General features: G+C 70.4%; 15 protein-coding genes. 7 read left to right on the plus strand and 8 right to left on the minus strand.

The annotated features are described in order from the left end of the window. Window positions 1-431: 431 nt before the first annotated feature. Window positions 432-593 carry a hypothetical protein gene (locus tag BM041_RS30680; RefSeq protein ID WP_175534015.1) on the plus strand — a complete coding sequence of 54 codons (162 nt, stop codon included), beginning with the start codon at window positions 432-434 and terminating at the stop codon, window positions 591-593. A 255-nt stretch (window positions 594-848) separates the two neighbouring features. Here BM041_RS30680 and BM041_RS18800 read toward each other — a convergent pair whose 3' ends face one another. Both BM041_RS18800 and BM041_RS18805 read right to left on the minus strand, forming a co-directional pair. Next, on the minus strand, window positions 849-1,982 hold the full coding sequence (locus BM041_RS18800; protein ID WP_092961420.1) for a bifunctional 2-methylcitrate synthase/citrate synthase: 1,134 nt from the start codon (window positions 1,980-1,982) through the stop codon (window positions 849-851). A 72-nt stretch (window positions 1,983-2,054) separates the two neighbouring features. Further along, the gene (locus BM041_RS18805; protein WP_092961421.1) at window positions 2,055-3,596 is read right to left on the minus strand and encodes an MmgE/PrpD family protein; all 1,542 of its coding nucleotides are present in this window, start codon (window positions 3,594-3,596) and stop codon (window positions 2,055-2,057) included. Between the two features lie 120 nt (window positions 3,597-3,716). Here BM041_RS18805 and BM041_RS18810 point away from each other — a divergent pair, with 120 nt between their 5' ends. The 5 genes from BM041_RS18810 to BM041_RS18830 all read left to right on the plus strand — a co-directional run bounded on the left by BM041_RS18810 (window position 3,717) and on the right by BM041_RS18830 (window position 11,159). After that, window positions 3,717-4,634, plus strand: coding sequence for a LysR family transcriptional regulator (locus BM041_RS18810; protein ID WP_092961422.1), 918 nt, complete (start codon window positions 3,717-3,719; stop codon window positions 4,632-4,634). Window positions 4,635-4,809: 175 nt separating this feature from the next. Beyond that, a complete protein-coding gene (locus BM041_RS18815) occupies window positions 4,810-8,805 on the plus strand; it encodes a Calx-beta domain-containing protein (RefSeq protein ID WP_092961423.1) in 3,996 nt (1,331 codons plus the stop codon). A 61-nt stretch (window positions 8,806-8,866) separates the two neighbouring features. Continuing rightward, window positions 8,867-9,220 (plus strand): hypothetical protein, encoded by a 354-nt coding sequence (locus BM041_RS18820; RefSeq protein WP_092961424.1) that lies wholly within the window; start codon window positions 8,867-8,869, stop codon window positions 9,218-9,220. Between the two features lie 11 nt (window positions 9,221-9,231). Further along, the gene (locus BM041_RS18825) at window positions 9,232-10,197 is read left to right on the plus strand and encodes an ABC transporter ATP-binding protein (RefSeq protein WP_092961425.1); all 966 of its coding nucleotides are present in this window, start codon (window positions 9,232-9,234) and stop codon (window positions 10,195-10,197) included. Further along, window positions 10,194-11,159 carry an ABC transporter ATP-binding protein gene (locus BM041_RS18830; protein ID WP_092961426.1) on the plus strand — a complete coding sequence of 322 codons (966 nt, stop codon included), beginning with the start codon at window positions 10,194-10,196 and terminating at the stop codon, window positions 11,157-11,159. The genes BM041_RS18825 and BM041_RS18830 overlap by 4 nt, the downstream gene beginning before the upstream one ends. Window positions 11,160-11,234: 75 nt before the next feature. Here BM041_RS18830 and BM041_RS18835 read toward each other — a convergent pair whose 3' ends face one another. Genes BM041_RS18835 through BM041_RS18855 form a run of 5 tightly spaced genes read right to left on the minus strand, consistent with a single transcriptional unit; the run spans window position 11,235 to window position 16,760 of the window. Continuing rightward, window positions 11,235-12,947 (minus strand): formylglycine-generating enzyme family protein, encoded by a 1,713-nt coding sequence (locus BM041_RS18835; protein WP_092961427.1) that lies wholly within the window; start codon window positions 12,945-12,947, stop codon window positions 11,235-11,237. Next, window positions 12,944-13,330: a VOC family protein gene (locus BM041_RS18840; protein ID WP_092961428.1), complete on the minus strand. Its 387-nt coding sequence runs from the start codon at window positions 13,328-13,330 to the stop codon at window positions 12,944-12,946. Before BM041_RS18840 ends, BM041_RS18835 begins: the two co-directional genes overlap by 4 nt. A 14-nt stretch (window positions 13,331-13,344) precedes the next feature. Next, window positions 13,345-14,166, minus strand: coding sequence for an ABC transporter permease (locus tag BM041_RS18845; protein WP_092961429.1), 822 nt, complete (start codon window positions 14,164-14,166; stop codon window positions 13,345-13,347). After that, window positions 14,163-15,176 (minus strand): ABC transporter permease, encoded by a 1,014-nt coding sequence (locus tag BM041_RS18850; protein ID WP_092961430.1) that lies wholly within the window; start codon window positions 15,174-15,176, stop codon window positions 14,163-14,165. The genes BM041_RS18845 and BM041_RS18850 overlap by 4 nt, the downstream gene beginning before the upstream one ends. An 18-nt stretch (window positions 15,177-15,194) precedes the next feature. Next, complete coding sequence (locus tag BM041_RS18855) at window positions 15,195-16,760, minus strand: ABC transporter substrate-binding protein (protein WP_092961431.1); 1,566 nt, start codon at window positions 16,758-16,760, stop codon at window positions 15,195-15,197. Window positions 16,761-16,915: 155 nt separating this feature from the next. Between BM041_RS18855 and BM041_RS18860 the strand changes: the two genes are divergently transcribed. Beyond that, window positions 16,916-18,646 carry a ShlB/FhaC/HecB family hemolysin secretion/activation protein gene (locus BM041_RS18860; RefSeq protein WP_092961432.1) on the plus strand — a complete coding sequence of 577 codons (1,731 nt, stop codon included), beginning with the start codon at window positions 16,916-16,918 and terminating at the stop codon, window positions 18,644-18,646. On the opposite strand, the gene BM041_RS18865 is transcribed toward BM041_RS18860, so the two are convergent. Next, complete coding sequence (locus BM041_RS18865; protein WP_217648763.1) at window positions 18,640-19,569, minus strand: NAD(P)-dependent oxidoreductase; 930 nt, start codon at window positions 19,567-19,569, stop codon at window positions 18,640-18,642. The genes BM041_RS18860 and BM041_RS18865 overlap by 7 nt on opposite strands. Window positions 19,570-19,662 lie beyond the last annotated feature (93 nt).

Genomic DNA, 19,662 nt, shown 5'->3' on the forward strand with positions numbered 1-19,662 from the left:
GCGGCCTTCTTCGCGGCGGGCTTCTTGGCAGCGGCCTTCTTCGGCGCAGCCTTCTTCGCGGCCGGCTTCTTGGCGGCGGGCTTCTTCGCCGTCTTCTTCGCGGCAGCCATCGCCATCGCCTGGGCGCGCGGCGCTGCGGCCTCGGTCTCAGTCTCGGTGGTCACGGTGGTGTCGGTCATGATGGTCAGGATCTCCGATCTTTTCCGGTGAGTGGTGTTCCGGTGGTGGTGGGTCCGCACGGCTTGCGCCGCGTCGTGCCCGCGAAGGCAGGTCGAACCGTGCGTCTCCCGGTCGGCGCGGATCCCGTATCGCGCCGTCCCGGTGCAGCCGCCGTCCCGCTTCCGCCGGCGCCGGTACGGGGCGCGCTGTGCGCGGCATCACGCCGCGTCGCGCCCTTCCCGGCTTCTCTCCCGCCAACGACCCGCGCCACGATGGCGCTGGCCGTCCGCGCCGCGATGGCGCTGTTCAGCGGTGCGGAACATGGCGTGCTGCGCACGATCCCCTGCCCCACGAGCCTGCGGTCCATGGACCGATCCTTCCTGCTGCGCTGCACCGCCCGTGTGTTCTGCGTGATGTCATCGCCGCGAGGATGATGCCGCCTCGGCGCCGACATTCACGCGAATCGCGTCAAGCGATGCGTGCATCGTCACGCTATCCGTGTGTGCAACCTGCCTGTCAAACGAAAACGCACGAACGACGTGCAGCGATGTGCATCGCGTGTGCAGCGACGTGCGGAGAGAAGCATCCGAAGGCAGCACGGATGCCGTTCATCGATGCGAGGGAGCGGCCGCGCTGGCGCTTCCTCGCATCGGAAGACGCCGCGCGATCATGCCGCGCGGCGTCGTCGTTCAGCGCTCGGCCATCGGCTTCACCGGCCGCTGTTCCTCGCCGGTGTAGTGCGACAGCGGGCGGATCAGCCGGTTGTCGGCCGCCTGTTCGAACACATGCGCCGCCCAGCCGGTGATGCGGGAGCAGACGAAGATCGGCGTGAACATCGGGATGTCGAAGCCCATGAGGTAGTAGGCAGGGCCCGCGGGGAAATCGAGGTTCGGGTGGATGTTCTTCACCCGCATCATCTTCGCGGCCAGCACGCGGCTGGTCTCCATCCAGCGCCGGTCGCCGACCACCTCCGCCATCTTCTCGGCGTACTTGGTCATCGTCGGCACGCGCGAGTCGCCGTTCTTGTAGACGCGGTGGCCGAAGCCCATCACCAGCGCCTTGTGGTCGAACTTGCCGTCCAGCCACTCCTCCGCCGCCTCCGGGCTGCCGATCTCCGTCAGCATGTGCATCACCGCCTCATTGGCGCCGCCATGCAGCGGGCCCTTCAGCGCCGCGATGCCTGCCGCGATCGCGCCATGGATGTCCGCCCCGGTGGAGGTGACCGTCCGCGCCGTGAAGGTGGAGGCGTTGAAGGTGTGCTCAGCGTAGAGGATCATCGAGACGTCGAAGGACTTGATGACCTCGGGCTGCGGCACCTTGCCGAAGACCAGGTGAAAGAAGTTTTCGCAGAAGGGCAGCGACGCATCCGGCGCGATCGGCTCCAGCCCCTTGGATAGGCGGTTGGTCGCCGCCACCGCGGTCGGCAGCTTGGCCAGCAGGCGCATCGCCTTCCGCCGCTGCGCGGCGTCCGACACATCGGCGGCTTCCGGATCCTCCGCCCCCATGAAGGAGACGGCGGTGCGGATCGCATCCATCGGGTGCGCGCCCTTCGGGATCTCCCGCAGCACCCGCAGCAGGGCGGGCGACAGGGCGCGGTTCGCGCGTTCCTCCGCCTGGAAGGCGGCCAGTTGCGCGGCGTTCGGCAACTCGCCATGCCACAGCAGGTAGGCCACCTCCTCGAAGTTGCTCTCCTCGCAGAGGTCCTGCACGGCATAGCCGCGATAGGTCAGGCTGTTCGTCTCCGGCATCACCTTGGAGACGCTGGAGACATCGGCATAGACGCCGACCAGGCCCTTGTAGAGGGTCGGTGTGGCTTCACTCATGGCTTCACTCCCCTTGCCGCAGGGCGGGCGGAACGCAGGGTTCCGCCCGCGGGGTGCGGTACTCGTTAACGCTCAGAAAATGCCGGGCTTGGCGTCGAGCAGCGTGCCCGCCGGCAGCGCCACGTTCAGCGCCGAAAGCTCGCCCGCCGGCAGGCTCGTCAGGTTCTGCGCGGCCTCCAGGAAGCGGTTCTGCTCCCGCGTCGTGATGATGCCCTCGGTCAGGATGCGGAACTTGTTGATGTACTGGTCCCGCGCGAAGGGGCGGGCGCCGTTCGGGTGGGCATTCGCCACGCCGAGCTCATCCACCAGCTTCGACCCGTCCTTGAACAGGATCTCCACCCGGCCGCCGAAGGACAGCTCATTGGGATCGCGGGAGTGGTACTTGCGCGTCCACTCCGGGTCCTCGGTCGTCTCGATCTTGTGCCAGAGGCGAACGGTATCCGCCCGGCCGGCGCGCTTCGGCGCGTAGCTGTCCACATGGTGCCAGCGCCCGTCCTGCAGGGCGACGGCAAAGATGTACATGATGGAGTGGTCCAGCGTCTCCCGGCTCGCCTTCGGGTCCATCTTCTGCGGGTCGTTCGCGCCGGTGCCGATCACGTAGTGGGTGTGGTGGCTGGTATGGATGATGATCTTCTCGATCGCCTCCATGTCCTTGATCTGCTCCCGCATCCGGAAGGCCAGGTCGATCAGCGCCTGGGACTGGTATTCGGCGCTGTGCTCCTTGGTGTAGCTGTCCAGGATGGCGCGCTTGGGCTCGCCGGCTTCGGGCAGCGGGACCTCGTAGTAGGTGGGGTCATAGACCGTCTTGCGGCCCTTGCTGTCGGCCTGCGTGCGGCCCGACAGCACCCAGGCAATGACGGAATCCTCGCCTTCGTAGATCGGGCTCGGCGCGCCCTCGCCGCGCATGCAGCGGTCCACCGCCTCGATCGCCAGCTTGCCGGCATGGGCGGGGGCATAGGCCTTCCAGGAGGAGATCTCTCCCTTCCGCGACTGCCGGAAGCTCACGGAGGTGTGGAGCGCCTGCTGAATCGACTGGAACACCACCTCCTGCTTCAGGCCCAGCATGGTGCCGATGCCGGCGGCCGCGGCGGGGCAGAGATGGGCGATGTGGTCCACCTTGTGCTCATGCAGGCAGATCGCGCGCACCAGGTTGATGTGCAGCTCATAGGCCGTCGCCAGGCCCCGCATCAGGTCCTTGCCCGACTTCCCCATCGCCTGCGCGACCGCCAGCAGCGGGGGAATGTTGTCGCCGGGGTGGGAGTAGTCGGCGGCCAGGAAGGTGTCGTGCATGTCGAGCTCACGCACCGCCGTGCCATTCGCCCAGGCCGCCCATTCGGGGGAGACGGTGGTGCCGGACTTCACGCCGAACACCGTGGCCCCGCCCGCCTTCTTCGCATGGCCCAGCGCCATGCCGCGGGCGGAGACGACCGGCCGGCGGTTGATGGCAGCGATGGCGACGGAGGCGTTGTCGATCACGCGGTTGATGATCATGGCCTGCACGTCCTTCTGGACGGCGACCTTGTCCACCGCGACGCCGGCCATCTTCCAGGCCAGCTGGTCCTCGCGCTTCAGCAGCGCCTTGGACGGATGGACCTTCACCGGATGCAGCTTCATCAGCGTTCCCCATTTGATTCGGATAGTGACGCCCCGTTTTGGACCCGCTTCGCGTGATCGTCCATTCCGATTGGCGTGGCGGCGCGATAGCCTTTCCGTATCGGATGGACTGAAGCGCCCATGGATTTCCGCCTCGTCAGACGGCTCGGCCATTTCCTCGCCGTGGCGGAGGAAGGGCATTTCGGCCGCGCCGCCGCACGGCTCGGCATCTCCCAGCCACCGCTGACCGCGCAGATCCAGGCGCTGGAGCGTGAACTCGGCGTGCGGCTGCTGGAGCGCAGCGGCAAGGGCGCGCGCCCGACGCGGGAGGGCGAGGCCCTGCTGCCGCTGGCGCGCCGCATGGCGGAGGATGCGGGGCAGATCGAATCGCTCGCCCGCGATCTCCGCGCCGGCCGCAGCGCCCCCGTCGCGCTGGCCTGCGTCACCTCCGCCCTGTTCGACTACCTGCCGCCGCTGGTCCGTGGCCTGCAGGCCGCGCGCCCGGCCTCCGCCATCGCGGTGCGGGAGATGGACACGGCGGATGCGGTGGAGGCGCTGCGGCGGGGCGAGGTGGATTTGGCGCTGCTCCGGCTCGACCGGGACCGCCATCCCGTGAAGCTGCGGCCGCTCGGCCGGGACGTGCTGGCGGCCGCACTGCCAGAGGAGCACCGGCTGGCGACACAGGACGGTCCCCTGCCGCTGGCCGCGCTGGCAGATGAGCCGATGCTGGTGCTGCCCCGCGGCATCAGCCCCGCCTATTCGGATGCCATGGTCGCCGCCTGCCACGCCGCCGGCTTCACACCGCGCGTGACGCGGGAGGTCGGCTCCGCCATGGCGCAGCTGGGCTTCGTGGCGGCGGGGCTCGGCGTCGCGCTGGTCAGCGCCGGCATGGCCCGGCTGCGGCCGCCGGGCGTCGCGTTCCGGGCACTGGAGGGCCCGATCCATGCCGTGGGCGTGGCCCTGGCCTGGAATGCGGAGCGGGAGAACGAGGCGACGCGGCTGGCGCTGGAACTCGCGGAAAGGTTGTTTACTCACGGACGCGTGATAATGGACAACTAGCCGGAAGGTAGGTCCTCAGATAACGGTGTGGTAATGACCGGGAGTTGGGGGTGACGTGCGTTGGGTGAGCGTGATCCGGCCTGGACGTCGGCGCAGGCCCTCAACCTGACCAGTTCCTTCACCTGCTCGTTCCTGCCCGGTCAAAACGGCGTTCCTGATTGATCGGCACGACACCATGATGAACCTGAACAGCGCCCTCCGCGAGGTGGTCGAGGGCAATACACTCGCCCTCGTCTTGGAGCGTGGTGCAGGGGACTCGAAAACCTACACCGTCGTCTGGACGGTCACCGGCGTCCGCGGTGACGTCACCGCGTCTGATTTCGCCTTCGGCGGCGTCCTGCCCGGCGGTACCTTCGTCCTCGGCGCCAGCGAGGCGAGCCGGACGATCCTGATCCCGACGATCCGCGATTCAGTGCTCGACCCCGACGAGGCGATCTTCGTCGTCGCGAATATGACCGATCAGGACGGCAATATCTCCAGCGTTGGGAGGCGGTTCGACATCGTCGCCGACCATGATGTCATCTATTCCGTGCGGGCCGTCGCCGACAGCGTGGCGGAAGGGACATTCAGTGCGATTTCGCCGGGGCTGAACACCATCTCCTTCGATGTCACCCGCAACAGCGTGCGCGGCCAGGCCAGCATCACCCTCGACGCCGCGGGCAGCGGCCTGTGGCCGACCGATGCCGCCGACTTCCCCCTTTGGTCTCCGGCGTCCCAGGTCGTCACCTTCGCTCCGGGGCAAACCACGCAGCGCGTCAGCTTCGTCGTCAACAGGGACAGCGTTGCCGAACCCAATGAAAGCTTCACGGTCAGGCTGCGCGATGCCCCATCCGGCAGCACGATCCTGGTCGGCGAGGCCACGACCGTCATCCGTGACGATGACAGCCGGCTGAGCGTCACCGCGCAGCAAGGCCCCCTGGTTGAAGGCACGACCGGCCCGACCGAGTTCCGCTACCTGGTCAGCCGCATCGGCGACGCCAGCCAGGCCCTGACGGTCGATTGGCGTCTTTCCACTACCAATAGTTCCCTGGCAGCCAACATCGACGATTTCGATCCGATGCTGGGAACGGCACCCGCAAGCTCGGGCAGCCTGACCCTGGCCGCAGGCGAAAGCAGCGGGACGCTCAGCATCTGGATCAAGGGCGACTCCTTTTTCGAGCTCAACGAGGTCTTTGACGTCTCCTTCACCTCGACCCTGCCCACGATTGAAGGATCAAGGGTCTTCACATCGACAATCCGATCCACAATCCTGAACGATGATGCCAGCGTTGCCGTCACCAATACCGGTCTGGAAATTCTCGAAGGCAATGCCGCGACGAGCGGCCAACTCCTTCGCCTGACGCGATCGGGCAATACGCATCTGGAGCAGAGCTTAGACTGGGCGGTATTGGATCCTGCCAGCCGGGACGATTTGATCCCGACGTGGAACTACGCGACGGCAGCCGATTTCCCCGGCGGAATCCTGCCCTCGGGCCGTGCCGTCTTCGCCATCGGCCAGTCCACCACGACCATCTTCGTGCCCGTCGCCACCGATGATCTGCTGGAGGGCATGGAACGCGTCCTGTTTGGGCTTTCCAACCCCTCGCCCGGGCTTGACGTGCGCAGCGCGAGTTCGCCCTCGCTCTGGATCCGGGACGTCTATGCCGGCTTCACGATCCTGCCCGGCGGCACCTCGGCGAGCGAATCCGGCGACGGCGCGCTGCGCATCTCGGTCGAGCGCCGTGGCCCCCTGACCGACACCGCCAGCGTCGCCTGGACGCTGGAGGGCCTGCTGGACAGCGCCGATTTCGCGCCGGGCACGCCGCTATCCGGGCGGCTGACCTTCGCCCCGGGTCAGCAGGTGCAGGTCGTCGTCCTGCCAATCCTCGACGATGCGGGGGTGGAAGCCCTGCGGGAGACCGCGACCTTCCGCCTTTCCGACCCCTCCCCCGGAATGAATATCCTGAACGGCGGCACTGTGGCGGTGGAGGTGCTGGACGATGACGCCACCATGCGGGTCACGGGTGCCTCGCAGGTGACGGAAGGCCAGGCGGGCACCACCCTCCTGACCTATACACTGCATCGCGAAGGCTACATCGCCGATGAGGCGAGCGTGAACTGGGCAGTGGTGCCCGATGCGACGCGCGGGCAGGCTGTCGATGCCGCCGACTTTGTCGGCCGCACACTGCCCACGGGCATCGCAACCTTCGCCGCGGGTGCCTCGACGACGACCGTGACCATCGCGGTGGCCGGCGACACGCGGTCCGAACCCAACGAATACTTCACGTTCAACGTGGCTCCCACTATGCCGTCCCTGCGCGTGGACACGCATCAGATGCCGGTGACCATCGTCAACGATGACCCGCGCATCGAGGCCGGGACCTATAGCCGCACGATCACGGAAGGTCATGGCGGCGTCACCACGATGGTGATCCCGCTGCTCCGCATCGGCGATACCTCGGGCACCGATGTCGTCGGCTGGGCCGCCTCCCGGTCGCTCTCCGGCGTCCCCGCCGTCGTGCAGGCGCGGGACTTCGTGGGCGGCGCGCTGCCCACCGGCAGCGTCACCTTCGCCCCCGGCGAGACGATGAAGGAGGTCGTGCTATCCTTCGTCGCGGACAGCATCGCGGAGGCACCGGAGGCCTTCTTCCGCCTGGCGCTGACGACCACCACCGCCGGCCTCGGCCTCGGCAATGCCATCACCGGGTCCCTCCGCGATGATGACATGGTCTTCGACATGCAGTCCGGCACGGTGGAACGGGCGGAGGGCCAGGCGGGGACCACCCCCTTCATCTTCACCGTCACCCGCGCGGGCCTGGTCACGGAAGCCGCCTCCGTCGCCTGGGCGGTCGCGGGCAACGGCTCCGCCCCCGCCGACGCGGCCGATTTCGCGGGCGGAGTCCTGCCCTCCGGCACCCTGAGCTTCGCCGCCGGCGAGACGTCGCGCACCATCACCGTCAACGTCGCCGGCGACCGGGTGGCGGAACGCGCGGAACGCTTCACCGTTACCCTTGCCACCACCACGGCCAACCAGTCGCTCGGGGACGCCGACGCGCTCGGCATTATCCTGCCCGATGACAGCAGCGTCGCCATCACCGCCCACCAGGCGGTGCGGACCGAAGGCCACGCCGGCGAGACCACGCCCTTCACCTTCCATGTCACGCGGACGGGCGCCACCGATGCCGCGCAATCCGTCGCCTGGTCGGTCGCGGGCACGGGCGCGTCGCGGACCAGCGCCTCGGATTTCGTCGGTGGCGCGCCGCCCTCGGGCATCGTCGAATTCGCGGCCGGCGAGACGCGGAAGACCATCACCGTCAACGTCTCCGGCGATTCCACCCGCGAGCTGGACGAAACCTTCGTCGTCCGCCTGTCCAGCCCCACCAACGGCCTCCTCCTCGGCCAGGCGGAGGCGCAGGGCACGATCCTGCGGGACGAGACGGTGATGGCCATCACGAGCACCACCGGCAGCGCGGTGGAAGGCAACGGCGGCACCACGCCCTTCACCTTCACGGTCACCCGCAGCGGCTATCTGGATGCGGTCCAGACCGCGTCCTGGTCCGTCGTCGGTGCGGGAGGGAACGGCACGTCCGCCGCCGATTTCGCGGGCGCCAGCACGCCGCGCGGCACGATCCGGTTCGAAGCGGGGGAGACCACGCGCACCATCACGGTCAACGTCGCCAGCGACGGCCTCGTCGAACGGGATGAGAGCTTCGCCGTGCGGCTGACAGCCGCCAGCCCGGGGGTCGCCTTCTCGCCGTCCCAGGCGGTGGCGACGATCCTGAACGACGATACCGGCGTCGGCATCACCGCCCTGTCCGCCAGCAAGGCGGAAGGCCAGTCCGGCACCACGCCCTTCACCTTCGCCATCACCCGCACCGGCGTGCTGGATGCTGAGCAGAGCGTGTCCTGGGCCACGGGCGGATTCGGCGCCAACCGGGCGACGGCGGCGGATTTCGCCGGCCGGGTCCTGCCCTCCGGCACCGTCACCTTCCTGGCGGGAGAGGCGCAGAAGGTCATCACCCTCGACGTGCTGGGCGACACGGTGGTGGAGGCGGCGGAAGCCTTCATCATCCGCCTCTCCACCCCCAGCGCCGGCCTCGTCACCACCACGCCATCGGCCACGGGGCTGATCGCGAACGACGATCCGGCGCCGACGGCACGGCTGCTCGCCTCCGCGGATTGGGTGCTCTGAGCCCCCTGTCGTGAAACCGGCCCCCGCAGACAAACCCGCGCCGTTGCGCTAGACCCCTCGCATGGATCTCTCCCCGGACCAGGTCAGGGCGGCGCGCGCCGCCGGCTGCACCTTCATCGCCGCCACCGAAGACCAGGTGGCCCGCCTCACCATGCAGCGGCGGATCTTCCGCATCGATGGTGCGCCCCACCTCGCGCGCCGCGCGCAGAGCGGCTTCTACGAGACCTACGGCACCCTCGCCCCCCTGCTCGGCCCGAGCGAGAGCGGCGAGCCCCCGGCGCCCCCGGCCGAGACCTTGCAGGAAGCCGAGGCCGCCGATGCCTCCGCCACCCTGGCCCTGGCCGCGGAAAGCCGCGGCGGGCGGGGCGCGCAGGTGATCCGCCGCGGCCGTCCGCGCAGCCCGCGCGGCGGCTGAACCCGCCTGCCATGGAGGCTCCGCCGCTGCTCGCCCTGCGCGGGCTGCGCGTGGCCTTCCCCAGCCGGCGCGGCCTGGTCCGCGCCGTGGATGGCGTGGATTTCGACATCGCGGGCGGTGAGGTGCTGGCCCTGCTGGGCGAATCCGGCTGCGGCAAATCCGTCACCTCCCTCGCCCTGATGGGGCTCCTGCCCGCCACCGCCCGCGTGGAGGGAGAGATCGTCTTCCAGGGCCGCGACCTGCGCGCGATCGATCCGGCCGCGCTGCGGGCGCTGCGCGGGGACGCGCTCGCCATGGTGTTCCAGGAACCCATGTCCTCGCTGAACCCGGTCCTGACCGTGGGCCGCCAGGTGGCGGAGGCGCTGGTCGCCCATGGCCGCGCCGACCGCCGCGCCGCCCGCGCCCGCGCCATCGAGCTGTTCGGGGAGGTCGGGCTCTCCGACCCCGCCCGGCGCTACGACGCCTACCCGCATGAGCTGTCAGGCGGCATGTGCCAGCGCGTGATGATCGCCATGGCCATCGCCTGCGACCCCGCGCTGCTCATCGCCGATGAGCCGACGACGGCACTCGACGTCACCATCCAGAAGCAGATCCTGGCGCTGATCGAGGATCTCCGCCGCCGCCGGGGCACGGCCGTGCTGCTGATCACCCATGACCTCGGCGTGGTGGCGGAGAATGCGGACCGCGTCGCGGTGATGTATGCCGGCCGCATCGTGGAGACGGCGCCGGTGCGGGAGCTGTTCGCCAGCCCGCGCCACCCCTACACGCGCGGCCTGCTCGATTCCATGCCGGACCTGGATGACGAGGATGCGGTGCTGCACGCCATCCCCGGCCAGGTGCCGGACCTCGCCGCCCTGCCGCCGGGCTGCGCCTTCGCTGCCCGCTGCCCCCGCGCCTCCGACCGCTGCCTGGCGGAGGCCCCGCCCCTGGCGGCGCAGGCCCCCGCCCGCGCCGCCCGCTGCTGGCATCCGCTGTGACCGCGCTGCTGCAGGCCGAGGGCCTGACGAAGCACTACCGGGTTGCCCGCCCCCGCCTGCTGGCGCCGCGCCCGGTGCTGCGCGCGGTGGAGGACGTGTCCTTCGAGATCGCGGAGGGCGAGACCTTCGGCCTGGTCGGTGAAAGCGGCAGCGGCAAATCCACCACCGCGCGCCTGGTGCTGCGCCTGGTGCCGGCCACTGCCGGGCGAGTCGAATACCGCGGCCGCAGCGTCCTCGACCTGCCGCCGAAGGATTTCCGCCCGCTGCGGCGGGAGATGCAGATGGTCTTCCAGGACCCTGCCGGGTCCCTGAATCCGAGCTACCGCGTCCGCGACCTCATCGAGGAACCGATGATCGTCCATGGCACCCCCGCCACGGCGGCGGAGCGGCGGGAGCGTGTCGGCGCGCTGCTGGCGCAGGTGGGGCTGGACCCGAGCCACGCCGCCCGCTGGCCGCATGAATTCAGCGGCGGCCAGCGCCAGCGCATCGGCATCGCCCGGGCCCTCGCGGTGGAAGCCCGGCTGCTGGTGGCGGATGAACCCGTCTCGGCGCTGGATGTCTCCGTCCAGGCGCAGATCCTGAACCTCATGCGCACGCTGAAGGACCGTCACGGCCTGTCCTACCTGTTCATCGCGCATGATTTGGCCGTGGTGAAGCACATGAGCGACCGGGTCGCGGTGATGTATCTCGGCCGGATCGTGGAGCAGGCGCCGCGCGCGGAAATCTGGCGCCGGCCGGCGCATCCCTATACGCGGATGCTGCTGGAAGCCGTGCCTCGCGCGAAGGTGCCCGACCAGCGCGCGGCCGCCGCACCGCCGGGCGAGATCCCGAGCCCCGTCGCACCCCCGCCCGGCTGCGCCTTCCACCCGCGCTGCCCGGCCCGCATGGCGATCTGTTCGCAGCATGCGCCCGTGGCGAAGGAAATCGCGCCCGGCCATCTCGCGGCGTGCCATTTGTATTGACCCTCTCCCTCCCCTGCGGGGGCTTGCGGCGCTGCTGCAAGGCCGCAGGCTGGTCGGGGTGGGGGTCATCACGTTCTACCCCACCACCACCCTGAACCCATTCCCGCGCCAGAACCCATCCGGCTCCAGGCTGCCCCGGTAATGCGCGTTCGCCTTCTCCGCCGGTGAGGAGAAGCAGCCCCCGCGCAGCACGCGCCGCCAGCCCGGCGGTGCGTCCGCAGCTTCCCGCCCATCATCACCGGCCCACGGGTAGACGAAGGATGGCAGCGCCATCTCCGGCCCCCAGAGCGTGTGGCACCATTCCCAGACCTGCCCGGCCATGTCGTCGCAGCCCCAGGGCGACCGTCCGCGCGGGAACATGCCGACGGCGCAGGGCGCATTCAGCCCGGCGCTGTCCCCGTTGCAGCGATCGCCATCCCAAGGGGCGGCCCAGGGATGCACGGGCGCGTCGCTCTCGGCCTGGGTGCCGCGCGCCGCCCATTCCCATTCGGGCTCCGTTGGCAGGCGCACCGTGTCGGCGGCGCCGATCCGCCCCTCCGCCCGCCAGGTCCCGGTCAGCCAGGCGCAGCAGGCGATGGCATCGCGCCAGGTCAGGTCCGTGGCCGGCGCATTGGCCAGCGCCGGATCATCGCGCGCCGGTGAGAGCCAGGCCCGGCCGGTCTCCGCCACGAAGCGCGCATAGAGCGCGTTGACGACGGGGTAGCGCCCGATGCGGAAGGGCGCGACCGCCACGCGATGCACCGGCCGGGATGGCGCCGCCGGCGCCGATCCCATCACCACCTCCCCGCCCGGCACCGCGACCAGCTCGGCCAGGTCCCGCGGATCGCCCCGCCGCGCCAGTTCCCGCCCCGCCAGCGCCCGCTGCGGCACGCCGAGGCGCCCGCCTTCCACGATCACGGCCAACGCCTGCACCAGGCCCGGCACCGCGCCCGGCTCGATCTCCGCCGCCAGCAGCGCGCCCGCATCGCCGGTACGGACCAGGCAGGCGGCGAGCGGCGCGGCGATGGCCGGGTCCGCCGCGACGACATGGCGCAGCACGGCGGCCATGGCCGCTTCCTCCTCCAGGAAGCGCAGGGCGAGCATGGCGGGGCTCGCATTCTCCAGCATCCGCGCCTCCAGCAGCGGCCGCATGAAGCCGGCATCGAGCAGATCGGCCTCCGCCGGGGTGGCGCGGACCAGCAGCGTGTCGCGCAGGATCGGCGCGCTGGCGGGCGTCACCCCCAGGCGCCGCGCGATGGCGAGGTAGCCGGGCAGCGCGAAGAGCGGCGCGCGCATCGCCTGCGGCAGACGCGCCCGCTGCGCGGCCAGCAGCGGCAGCAGGCGATGCCGCCGAAACCCCTGCGGCAAGACCCAGCCGCCCGCGACCGCCGGATCGCCGACGACCAGCGCGCGCAGCCCGGGCCGCGCGGCGATGGCGGACAGCAAAGCGGGGTCCTCCGCGTCATCCACCAGCAGCAGCGTGCCATCCGCCAGCGCATCCAGCGCCAGGCCCGGCGTCCAGAATACGGGCGTGGCGGGCGGCGCCTCCCAGGCCTCGGGCTTGGCGAGCCCTTCCTCGTTCCGCACCACCGGCGTGGGATCGGGCGGCGCGCCGGCGGCGAAGCGGGCGACGTGGTGCAGCAGCGTCGTGCGGCCGCCCCCCGGCGGCGCGAGCAGCAGCAGCTTCGGCGCTTCCGCCGCCAGTTCCAGCGCGGTGCGATGCACCGGTGTGGTCAGCACCGCCGGTCCGCGACGCAGGCCCTTCGCCGCGCGATCCTCCTCCGTCCAGTCGGTGAGGAGCGGGATCATTTGAAGAGCTTCGCGACCTCCGGGTTGTGGAAGCGCTGGACCTCGATCGCGTAGCCCGCCGGGTCCTCGAAGAAGAAATGCTCGCAATAGGTGCCGCGCAGCAGGCCGGTCAGGTTCTTCACGCCGGCCTTTTGCATCCGCGCATGCCAGCCCGGCACATCCTCCGCCACGATGGTCAGCAGCACGGCGGAGGTCGGCTGGTGCTTCAGATGGCCCTTCACGCCATCGACGATGCCGAAATAGCTGCCGGGCGCGATGCGGTAGATGCGGGCCATCCCCTGGTCCAGGACGAGTTCGAAGCCCAGCACCTCCTCATAGAAGGGCACGACCGACATCATGTCCTCATAATAGAAGAAGGTGATGGCGTAGTCGGGCTTGGACATGGATGGGCTCCGGTTCACACGGCCCTGCGCCGGGGATTGAACCAATCCGCCAGCGCGTCGCCGATCAGGTTGAAGGACAGCACGACGAGCAGGATGGCCATCCCCGGCGCCAGCGCAACCCAGGGGGCATCACGCAGATAGGCGAGGTTGCCCGCGACATCCGCGCCCCATTCCGCCGCCGGCGGCTGCGCCCCCAATCCCAGGAAGCCGAGGCTCGCGGTCTGCAGGATGGCGCCGCCCAGCGCGAGCGAGGCCTGCACCAGCAGCGGCCCGATCCCGTTGCGGAGCACATAGCGCAGCAGCAGGCGGGGCGTGCCGACGCCGATCGCCATGGCCGCTTCCATATAGGGCTTCACGGAGATGGCGAGCGCCTGGCTGCGCGCCACCCGGGCGAATTGCGGGGCCAGGGTGATGGCGACCGCCAGCATGGCGTTCTCCAGGCTCGGCCCGAAGGCGGCGGCCAGCGCGATGGCCAGCACCAGGCCCGGGAAGGCGAGCATGGCGTCCACCAGGCGCATCATCACCATGTCGGCCGCGCCGCCCGCGAAGCCTGCCACGGTGCCGAAGCTGACGCCGATGACGAAGGCCAGCGCCACCACGCCGATGCCAATCGCCAATGTCGCCCGCCCCCCATGCAGCACCCGCGCCAGAACGTCGCGGCCGAAGAAATCCGTCCCCAGCCAATGCGCGGCCGATGGCGGGGCCAGCTTGTTGGCGATGTCGATGGCGATGGGCGAAGCGGTGAGGAACGGCCCCGCCAGCACCGCCAGCAGGATCACCGCCAGCAGCCCCGCGCCCATCAGCGCCAGGCGATTGCGCGCCCAGAAATCGCTCATGACGCCATCCGCTTGCGGATGCGGGGATCGAGCAGCGCCTGGATCAGATCCACCGCCAGCGACACCAGCATGAACATCAGCGCGAAGACCAGCGTCGCGCCCTGGATCACCGGATAGTCCCGGTTGCGGATGGCATCGAACATGAAGCGGCCGATGCCCGGCCAGGCGAAGACCGTCTCCGTCAGGATCGCGCCGCCCAGCATCTCCGCGAATTTCAGCCCGACCACCGTCACCGCCGGCAGCAGCGAATTGCGCAGCGCATGGACGAAGAACACCGCGCGTTCCGGCAGCCCCTTGGCGCGGGCGGTGCGGATGTAGTCCTCTCCCATCGTCTCCAGCATCGTGTTCCGCACGAAGCGCCCGAGCGTCGCCGCCAGGAAGGCGGCCAGCACCGTGGTGGGCAGCAGCAGGTGCCGGAAGGCGTCCCAGGCCGCCTCCCCATCCCCGTTGATCAGCCCGTCGATCACCGCGAAGCCCGTCACGGGGTCATCCAGGAAGAAGGGGCTGGTCCGGCCGGAGATCGGCAGCCAGCCCAGCGCGATGCCGAAGACGAGTTGCAGCACCAGCGCCAGCAGGAAGGCCGGCATCGACACGCCGAGCAGCGAGACCAGCCGCACCGCATGGTCGAAGCCCGTATTGGCCCGGATGGCGGAAACCACCCCCAGCGGAATCCCGACGACGATCGCCACCAGCAGCGCCAGCACCGACAATTCGATAGTGGCGGGCAGGCGCAGCAGGATCTCCTGCGCCACAGGCGCGCCCGTCTTCAACGAGACGCCCAGATCCCCCCGCAGCAGCCCGCCGAGATACGACAGGAACTGCATCCCCATCGGTTCATCGAGGCGAAGCTGGGCCCGGAGCGCCGCGATCTGCACATCGGTGGCGCCGGGGCCGAGCAACGTCACCGCCGGGTCGCCCGGGATGAAGCGCGTCAGGTGGAAGATGATGACCAGCACCAGGAACAGCACCGGCAACAGCGCCGCCAGGCGCCGCAGCGCGTAGCCCCCCATCAGCCGGTCATCCCGCCGCTACTCCTTGAAGACGCCGTGATACTCGTTCAGCGGCGGCGCGCTGTTCACTACCAGGCCCTTCACATTCGCCCGCTTGAAGACGATCAGCTTGTTGCTGAACAGCCAAGCCGCGGGCACGCGGTCCATGATCTGGCGCTGCACCTGGAAATACAGCTGCTTCCGCGCCTCGAAATCCACCGTCGTCTGGGCTCGCAGGATCAGCGCGTCCAGTGCCGCATCGGCGGGCATGCGGAAGGTCATGGCGCTGTCGGCGAGTGACGACAGATAGCCGATGGTGATGTGCGCGTCAGGGTCGTTGTACCAGGGCTGGCGGCCATCCAGCGCCACCTCGAACCGCCCGGCCACATGCAGCGCGCGCAGCGCCGGGAATTCCGTCTGCGCCACCGTCGCCTCGATCCCGACAGCCGCCAGATTGGCCTGGATGAAGGTAGCGACGGCCCCCCAGAGGCTGCCCTGGAAGCTGTAGAGCGTGAGCTTCAACTGCCCCGGCTGCACGCCCGCTTCCGCCAGCAGCGCCCGGGCGCGCGCCACGTCGTATTTCGGCGCGAGGTCGCGGATCGCGGGGTCGAAGGCCCAGGAATTGCTCGGCAGCGGCCCATAGACCCGGTCCGCCGTGCCGCCCAGCACGCCATCCAGCAGCCCGTCATAGTCGATGGCGTGGGTGATGGCGCGGCGCACGCGCACATCCCGCAGCGGCCCCTGCAGGCCGGAATTGTTGAACTCCAGTTGCCGGATGATCTGGCTCGGCACCTCGATGACCTCGATCCCCGCCCGCCCGCGCAGCGCGCGGACATCCTGCGTCGGCAGCGCCGCCAGCTGGGCGTTCTGCTGCACCAGGTCGAGGCCCCCATTCTCCAGCTCCAGCCGCCGCGTGGAGGCATCGGGGATGACGCGGTAGATGATGCGGGCAAGGCGCGGCGCGCCCCGGAAGTAATCGGGGTTGGCATCCAGCACGACATCCGTGTCGGGCCGGTAGCTGCGGAACCTGAAGGGCCCGGTGCCGACAGGGTTCACGTTGAACGCCGCGCCATGCCGCGCCACCGCCGCCGGGCTGACGATCGCCGCCTGCGGCTGCGCCAGCAGCGACAGGAAGACCGGCATCGGTTCCTTCAAGGTGATGCGCAGTTCCAGCGGGCCGGTCACCTCAATGGCGTCGATCAGGCCGAAGGTGGCGCGCATGAAGGGGTTGCTGTCCCGCGTGCGTTCCAGGCTGAACTTCACGGCGGCCGCATCGCAGGCCGTGTCGTCGTGGAACTTCACGCCGGGACGCAGCGCGAAGGTGAAGACGCGCCCATCGCCCGACACCGTCCAGGACCGCGCCAGCCGCCCTTCCAGCTGGGCGAAGGCGGGCGGCGTCCAGGCCACCAGCGTGTCGAAGACGTTCAGGATGATCTCGCTGCCGATCGGCTCCGCGCGGTTCGCGCCGGGCTCCAGCCCCGCGGGGTCGGCATTCACGCCCACCACCAGGATGCGGTTGCGCGCCGCCGCCGATTGCGCCGTCGCGCCTTTCGGCAAGGCGGCGATACCGAGCAGGGAGGCGAGTTGACGCTTGCCGAACTTCATCGCGCTGGATCCTTCTAGCCGCGGGAACGCTAGCCCACGCAGTTGTCCGGTCAAGCAATTGGTGCGACGCAGCGTTGACGTTGCGATAGGGTGACGCGAATGGTGATCGCGTCCAGGTTGCGCGCCCCGCGCCGTTCGAAAGGATTTCGCCCGGCGTGACACGCCCGCGCCACGCTCTGCTCCCGATCGCGCTCGGCACGATGCTGGCCGGCGGCCCGGCGCCTGCGCAGGTGCCGCCGCCCTTGCCCGGCATCATCGAACGCGTGGCCCCGCCGGAGGCCCCTGCCCTCGGCCCCGCCTTGCTGCCGCCCGAGCCGCAGGCCACCACCGGCCCCGGCGCCGCCCGGCGCCTGCCCATCGGGCGAATCGCCATCACCGGCAACAGCGCCCTGCCCGCTTCCCTGCTGCGCCCGATGCTGGAGGGCCAGGAGGCGACGCTTGCGGAGGTGGAGGCCGCGCGCCTTGCCATCCTCGGCACCTATCGCGCCGCCGGCTTCGCCTATGTCGCCGTCGCCGCCAGCGCGAGTCGCGGCGCGGATGACCGCATCGACCTGCGCTTCACGGTGACGGAGGGCTTCATCGCCGATATCGCGCTGGACGGTGCGGGCATCGGCCCGGCGGAGCAGCAGGTCCGCCGCTTCCTGGCGCCCCTGGTCGGCCAGCGTCCCCTTCCCCACGGCGCTCTTGAACGCGCCCTGCTGCTGGCCGGCGATATCCCGGGCATGGAGGCGCGCGGCCTCCTCCGCCCGATGCAGGGTGATCCCGGCGCGCTGCAACTCGTCGTGCGCCTCACGCGCCGCCCCCTCACGGGCTTCGCCAGCCTGGATAATCGAGGCTACAGCCTGACCGGCGCCTGGCAGGGGCTGCTGGTCGGCCAGGTGAACAGCCTGACCCGCTTCGGCGAACGCACGGAACTCGCGCTGCTGCGGACGGATGCGAATGGCCAGGGCTTCGCACAACTCTCCCAGGAATGGTTCATCGGCGGCTCGGGCCTCAAGCTCCGCGCCTTCGCCGGCGCCGGCCGCGCGGCACCAGGATCGGCGCTGGCGGCGCTCGGCTATCTCGGCGAGACCCGGGTGGCGGGTATCGGCCTCAGCCATCCGCTGATCCGGTCGCGCCCGCGCAACCTGATGCTGACCGCGCAGGTCGATGCCTTCGACAGCGAGGTGCAGACCCGCCCCTTCCCTGATGCAGCGCGCCAGACCGCCAGCCGCGATTCGGTTCGCGCGCTGCGCCTTGGCGTGGAGGCGCAGGCCCAGGATGCGTGGCTTGCCTTCCTGCCCGCCGTCGCGACCAGCACCGCCACACTCCGCCTGCATCGCGGCCTGGAAGCCCTGGGCGCCAGCGATGGCAGCGGCGGCGGCACGGCGCGGGCCGGCAGCGATTTCGGCTTCACCCGCCTCATTGCCGAAGCCTCGCGCCTCCAGCCGCTGCTGGTCCCGGCCGAGGGATGGCTGCTCTCGGCCTACGGGATCGCCGCCGCGCAATGGACCGATGATTGGCTGCCGCCGGCCGAGAAATTCTACCTCGGCGGCAATCGCCTCGGCCGCGGCTTCCATGCCGGGCAGCTATCCGGCGACCGTGCCATCGCCGGCACGGCGGAGCTGCAACTGGCCACCGAATTCGACCTGCGCTGGCCGAATGGCGGCACGCGCCTCGGCACGCAATTCTACCTGTTCCGGGACGAGGCCCGCGCCGCCGACAATGGCAGCGACATCGCCGCGCGGCATTTGGCGTCCTGGGGCGGCGGCATCCGCCTGCAATTCGACGAGCGTGCGCAGATCGATGTGGAGGCCGTGCGCCGCCTGACCCGCACGCCGGAAGGTGCCGGCGTGCGCGTGCTGGAAGCGGATGGCGTCTATCTGCGGCTGCTGCTGCGCTACTGATCGAGGCCGAGGGTCTTCAATGCCTCCGCCTCCGCGATCGCCGCGGCACGCGCCCGGGCACCCCAGGTGGCGCCGCCGATATGCGGCGTCAGGATCACGTTCTGCAGCTTCGCCAGGCGTTCCGGCACCACCGGCTCCGTGTCCAGCACATCCAGCGCGGCGGCGGCGATGGTGCCGTTCTCCAGCGCCTCGATCAGCGCCTGCGTGTCCACCTGGGGCCCACGGCCGACATTCACCAGGATGCCGTCGCTGCCCAGCGCCTCAAGCTCCGCACGGCCGACGACGCCGCGCGTCTCCGCGCCCCCCGGCAGCACGATGACGAGGAAGTCGGACGCCGCCGCCAGCGCGCGCATGTCCGGGAACAGCGTGAAGCCGAGCCCCCGCGCCGAGGGGCGATCCAGCCCCACCACGTTCATCCGCGCCGCCTGCGCCCGCGCCGCGATGGCCTGGCCGATCCGCCCCAGCCCCGCGATGCCCATCGTGGAACCGGACAGCGTCTTGCCCGGCCGGAAGCGCCCCTTCGCCGCCCAGGTGCCGCCGCGGGCGAAGGCATCCGCCTGCACCAGATCCCGACCCGCCGCGATGGCGAGACCCATGGCGAGGTCGGCCACGTCATCCGTCAGCGCCTCCCCCACCGGCCGCACCGCGATGCCGCGCGCCGCCATCCCCGTGAAATCCAGCTTGTCCGTCCCCGCGCCGAGCGAGATCACCTGCCGAAGGTTCGGCAGAAGCGCGAGCATCGCCGCATCGCAGCCGGTGTTCGCCATGGTGATGAGCACCGCGACCTCCGCGCGCTCCGCCTCGCTCAGCGCTGCCACGGCGGCCGGCCCGGCAATGGGGCGCAGCCGCCCGGCTTCCACCAGCTTCGGCATGCGCGCGCCGGGCAGGACATCGTAGAACAGCACGGTTCCGGGCAGCGGCATCGGCGGCGTCTCCTGTCTCGTGCCACCGCAATGCCGCAGCCGTCGCGCCCTGCCTAGGGTCCAAACCCAATCAGACCCGAGGCAGATGGCCGA

Origin of the sequence: Falsiroseomonas stagni DSM 19981, assembly GCF_900114315.1 — a bacterium.
GTDB lineage: Bacteria > Pseudomonadota > Alphaproteobacteria > Acetobacterales > Acetobacteraceae > Falsiroseomonas > Falsiroseomonas stagni.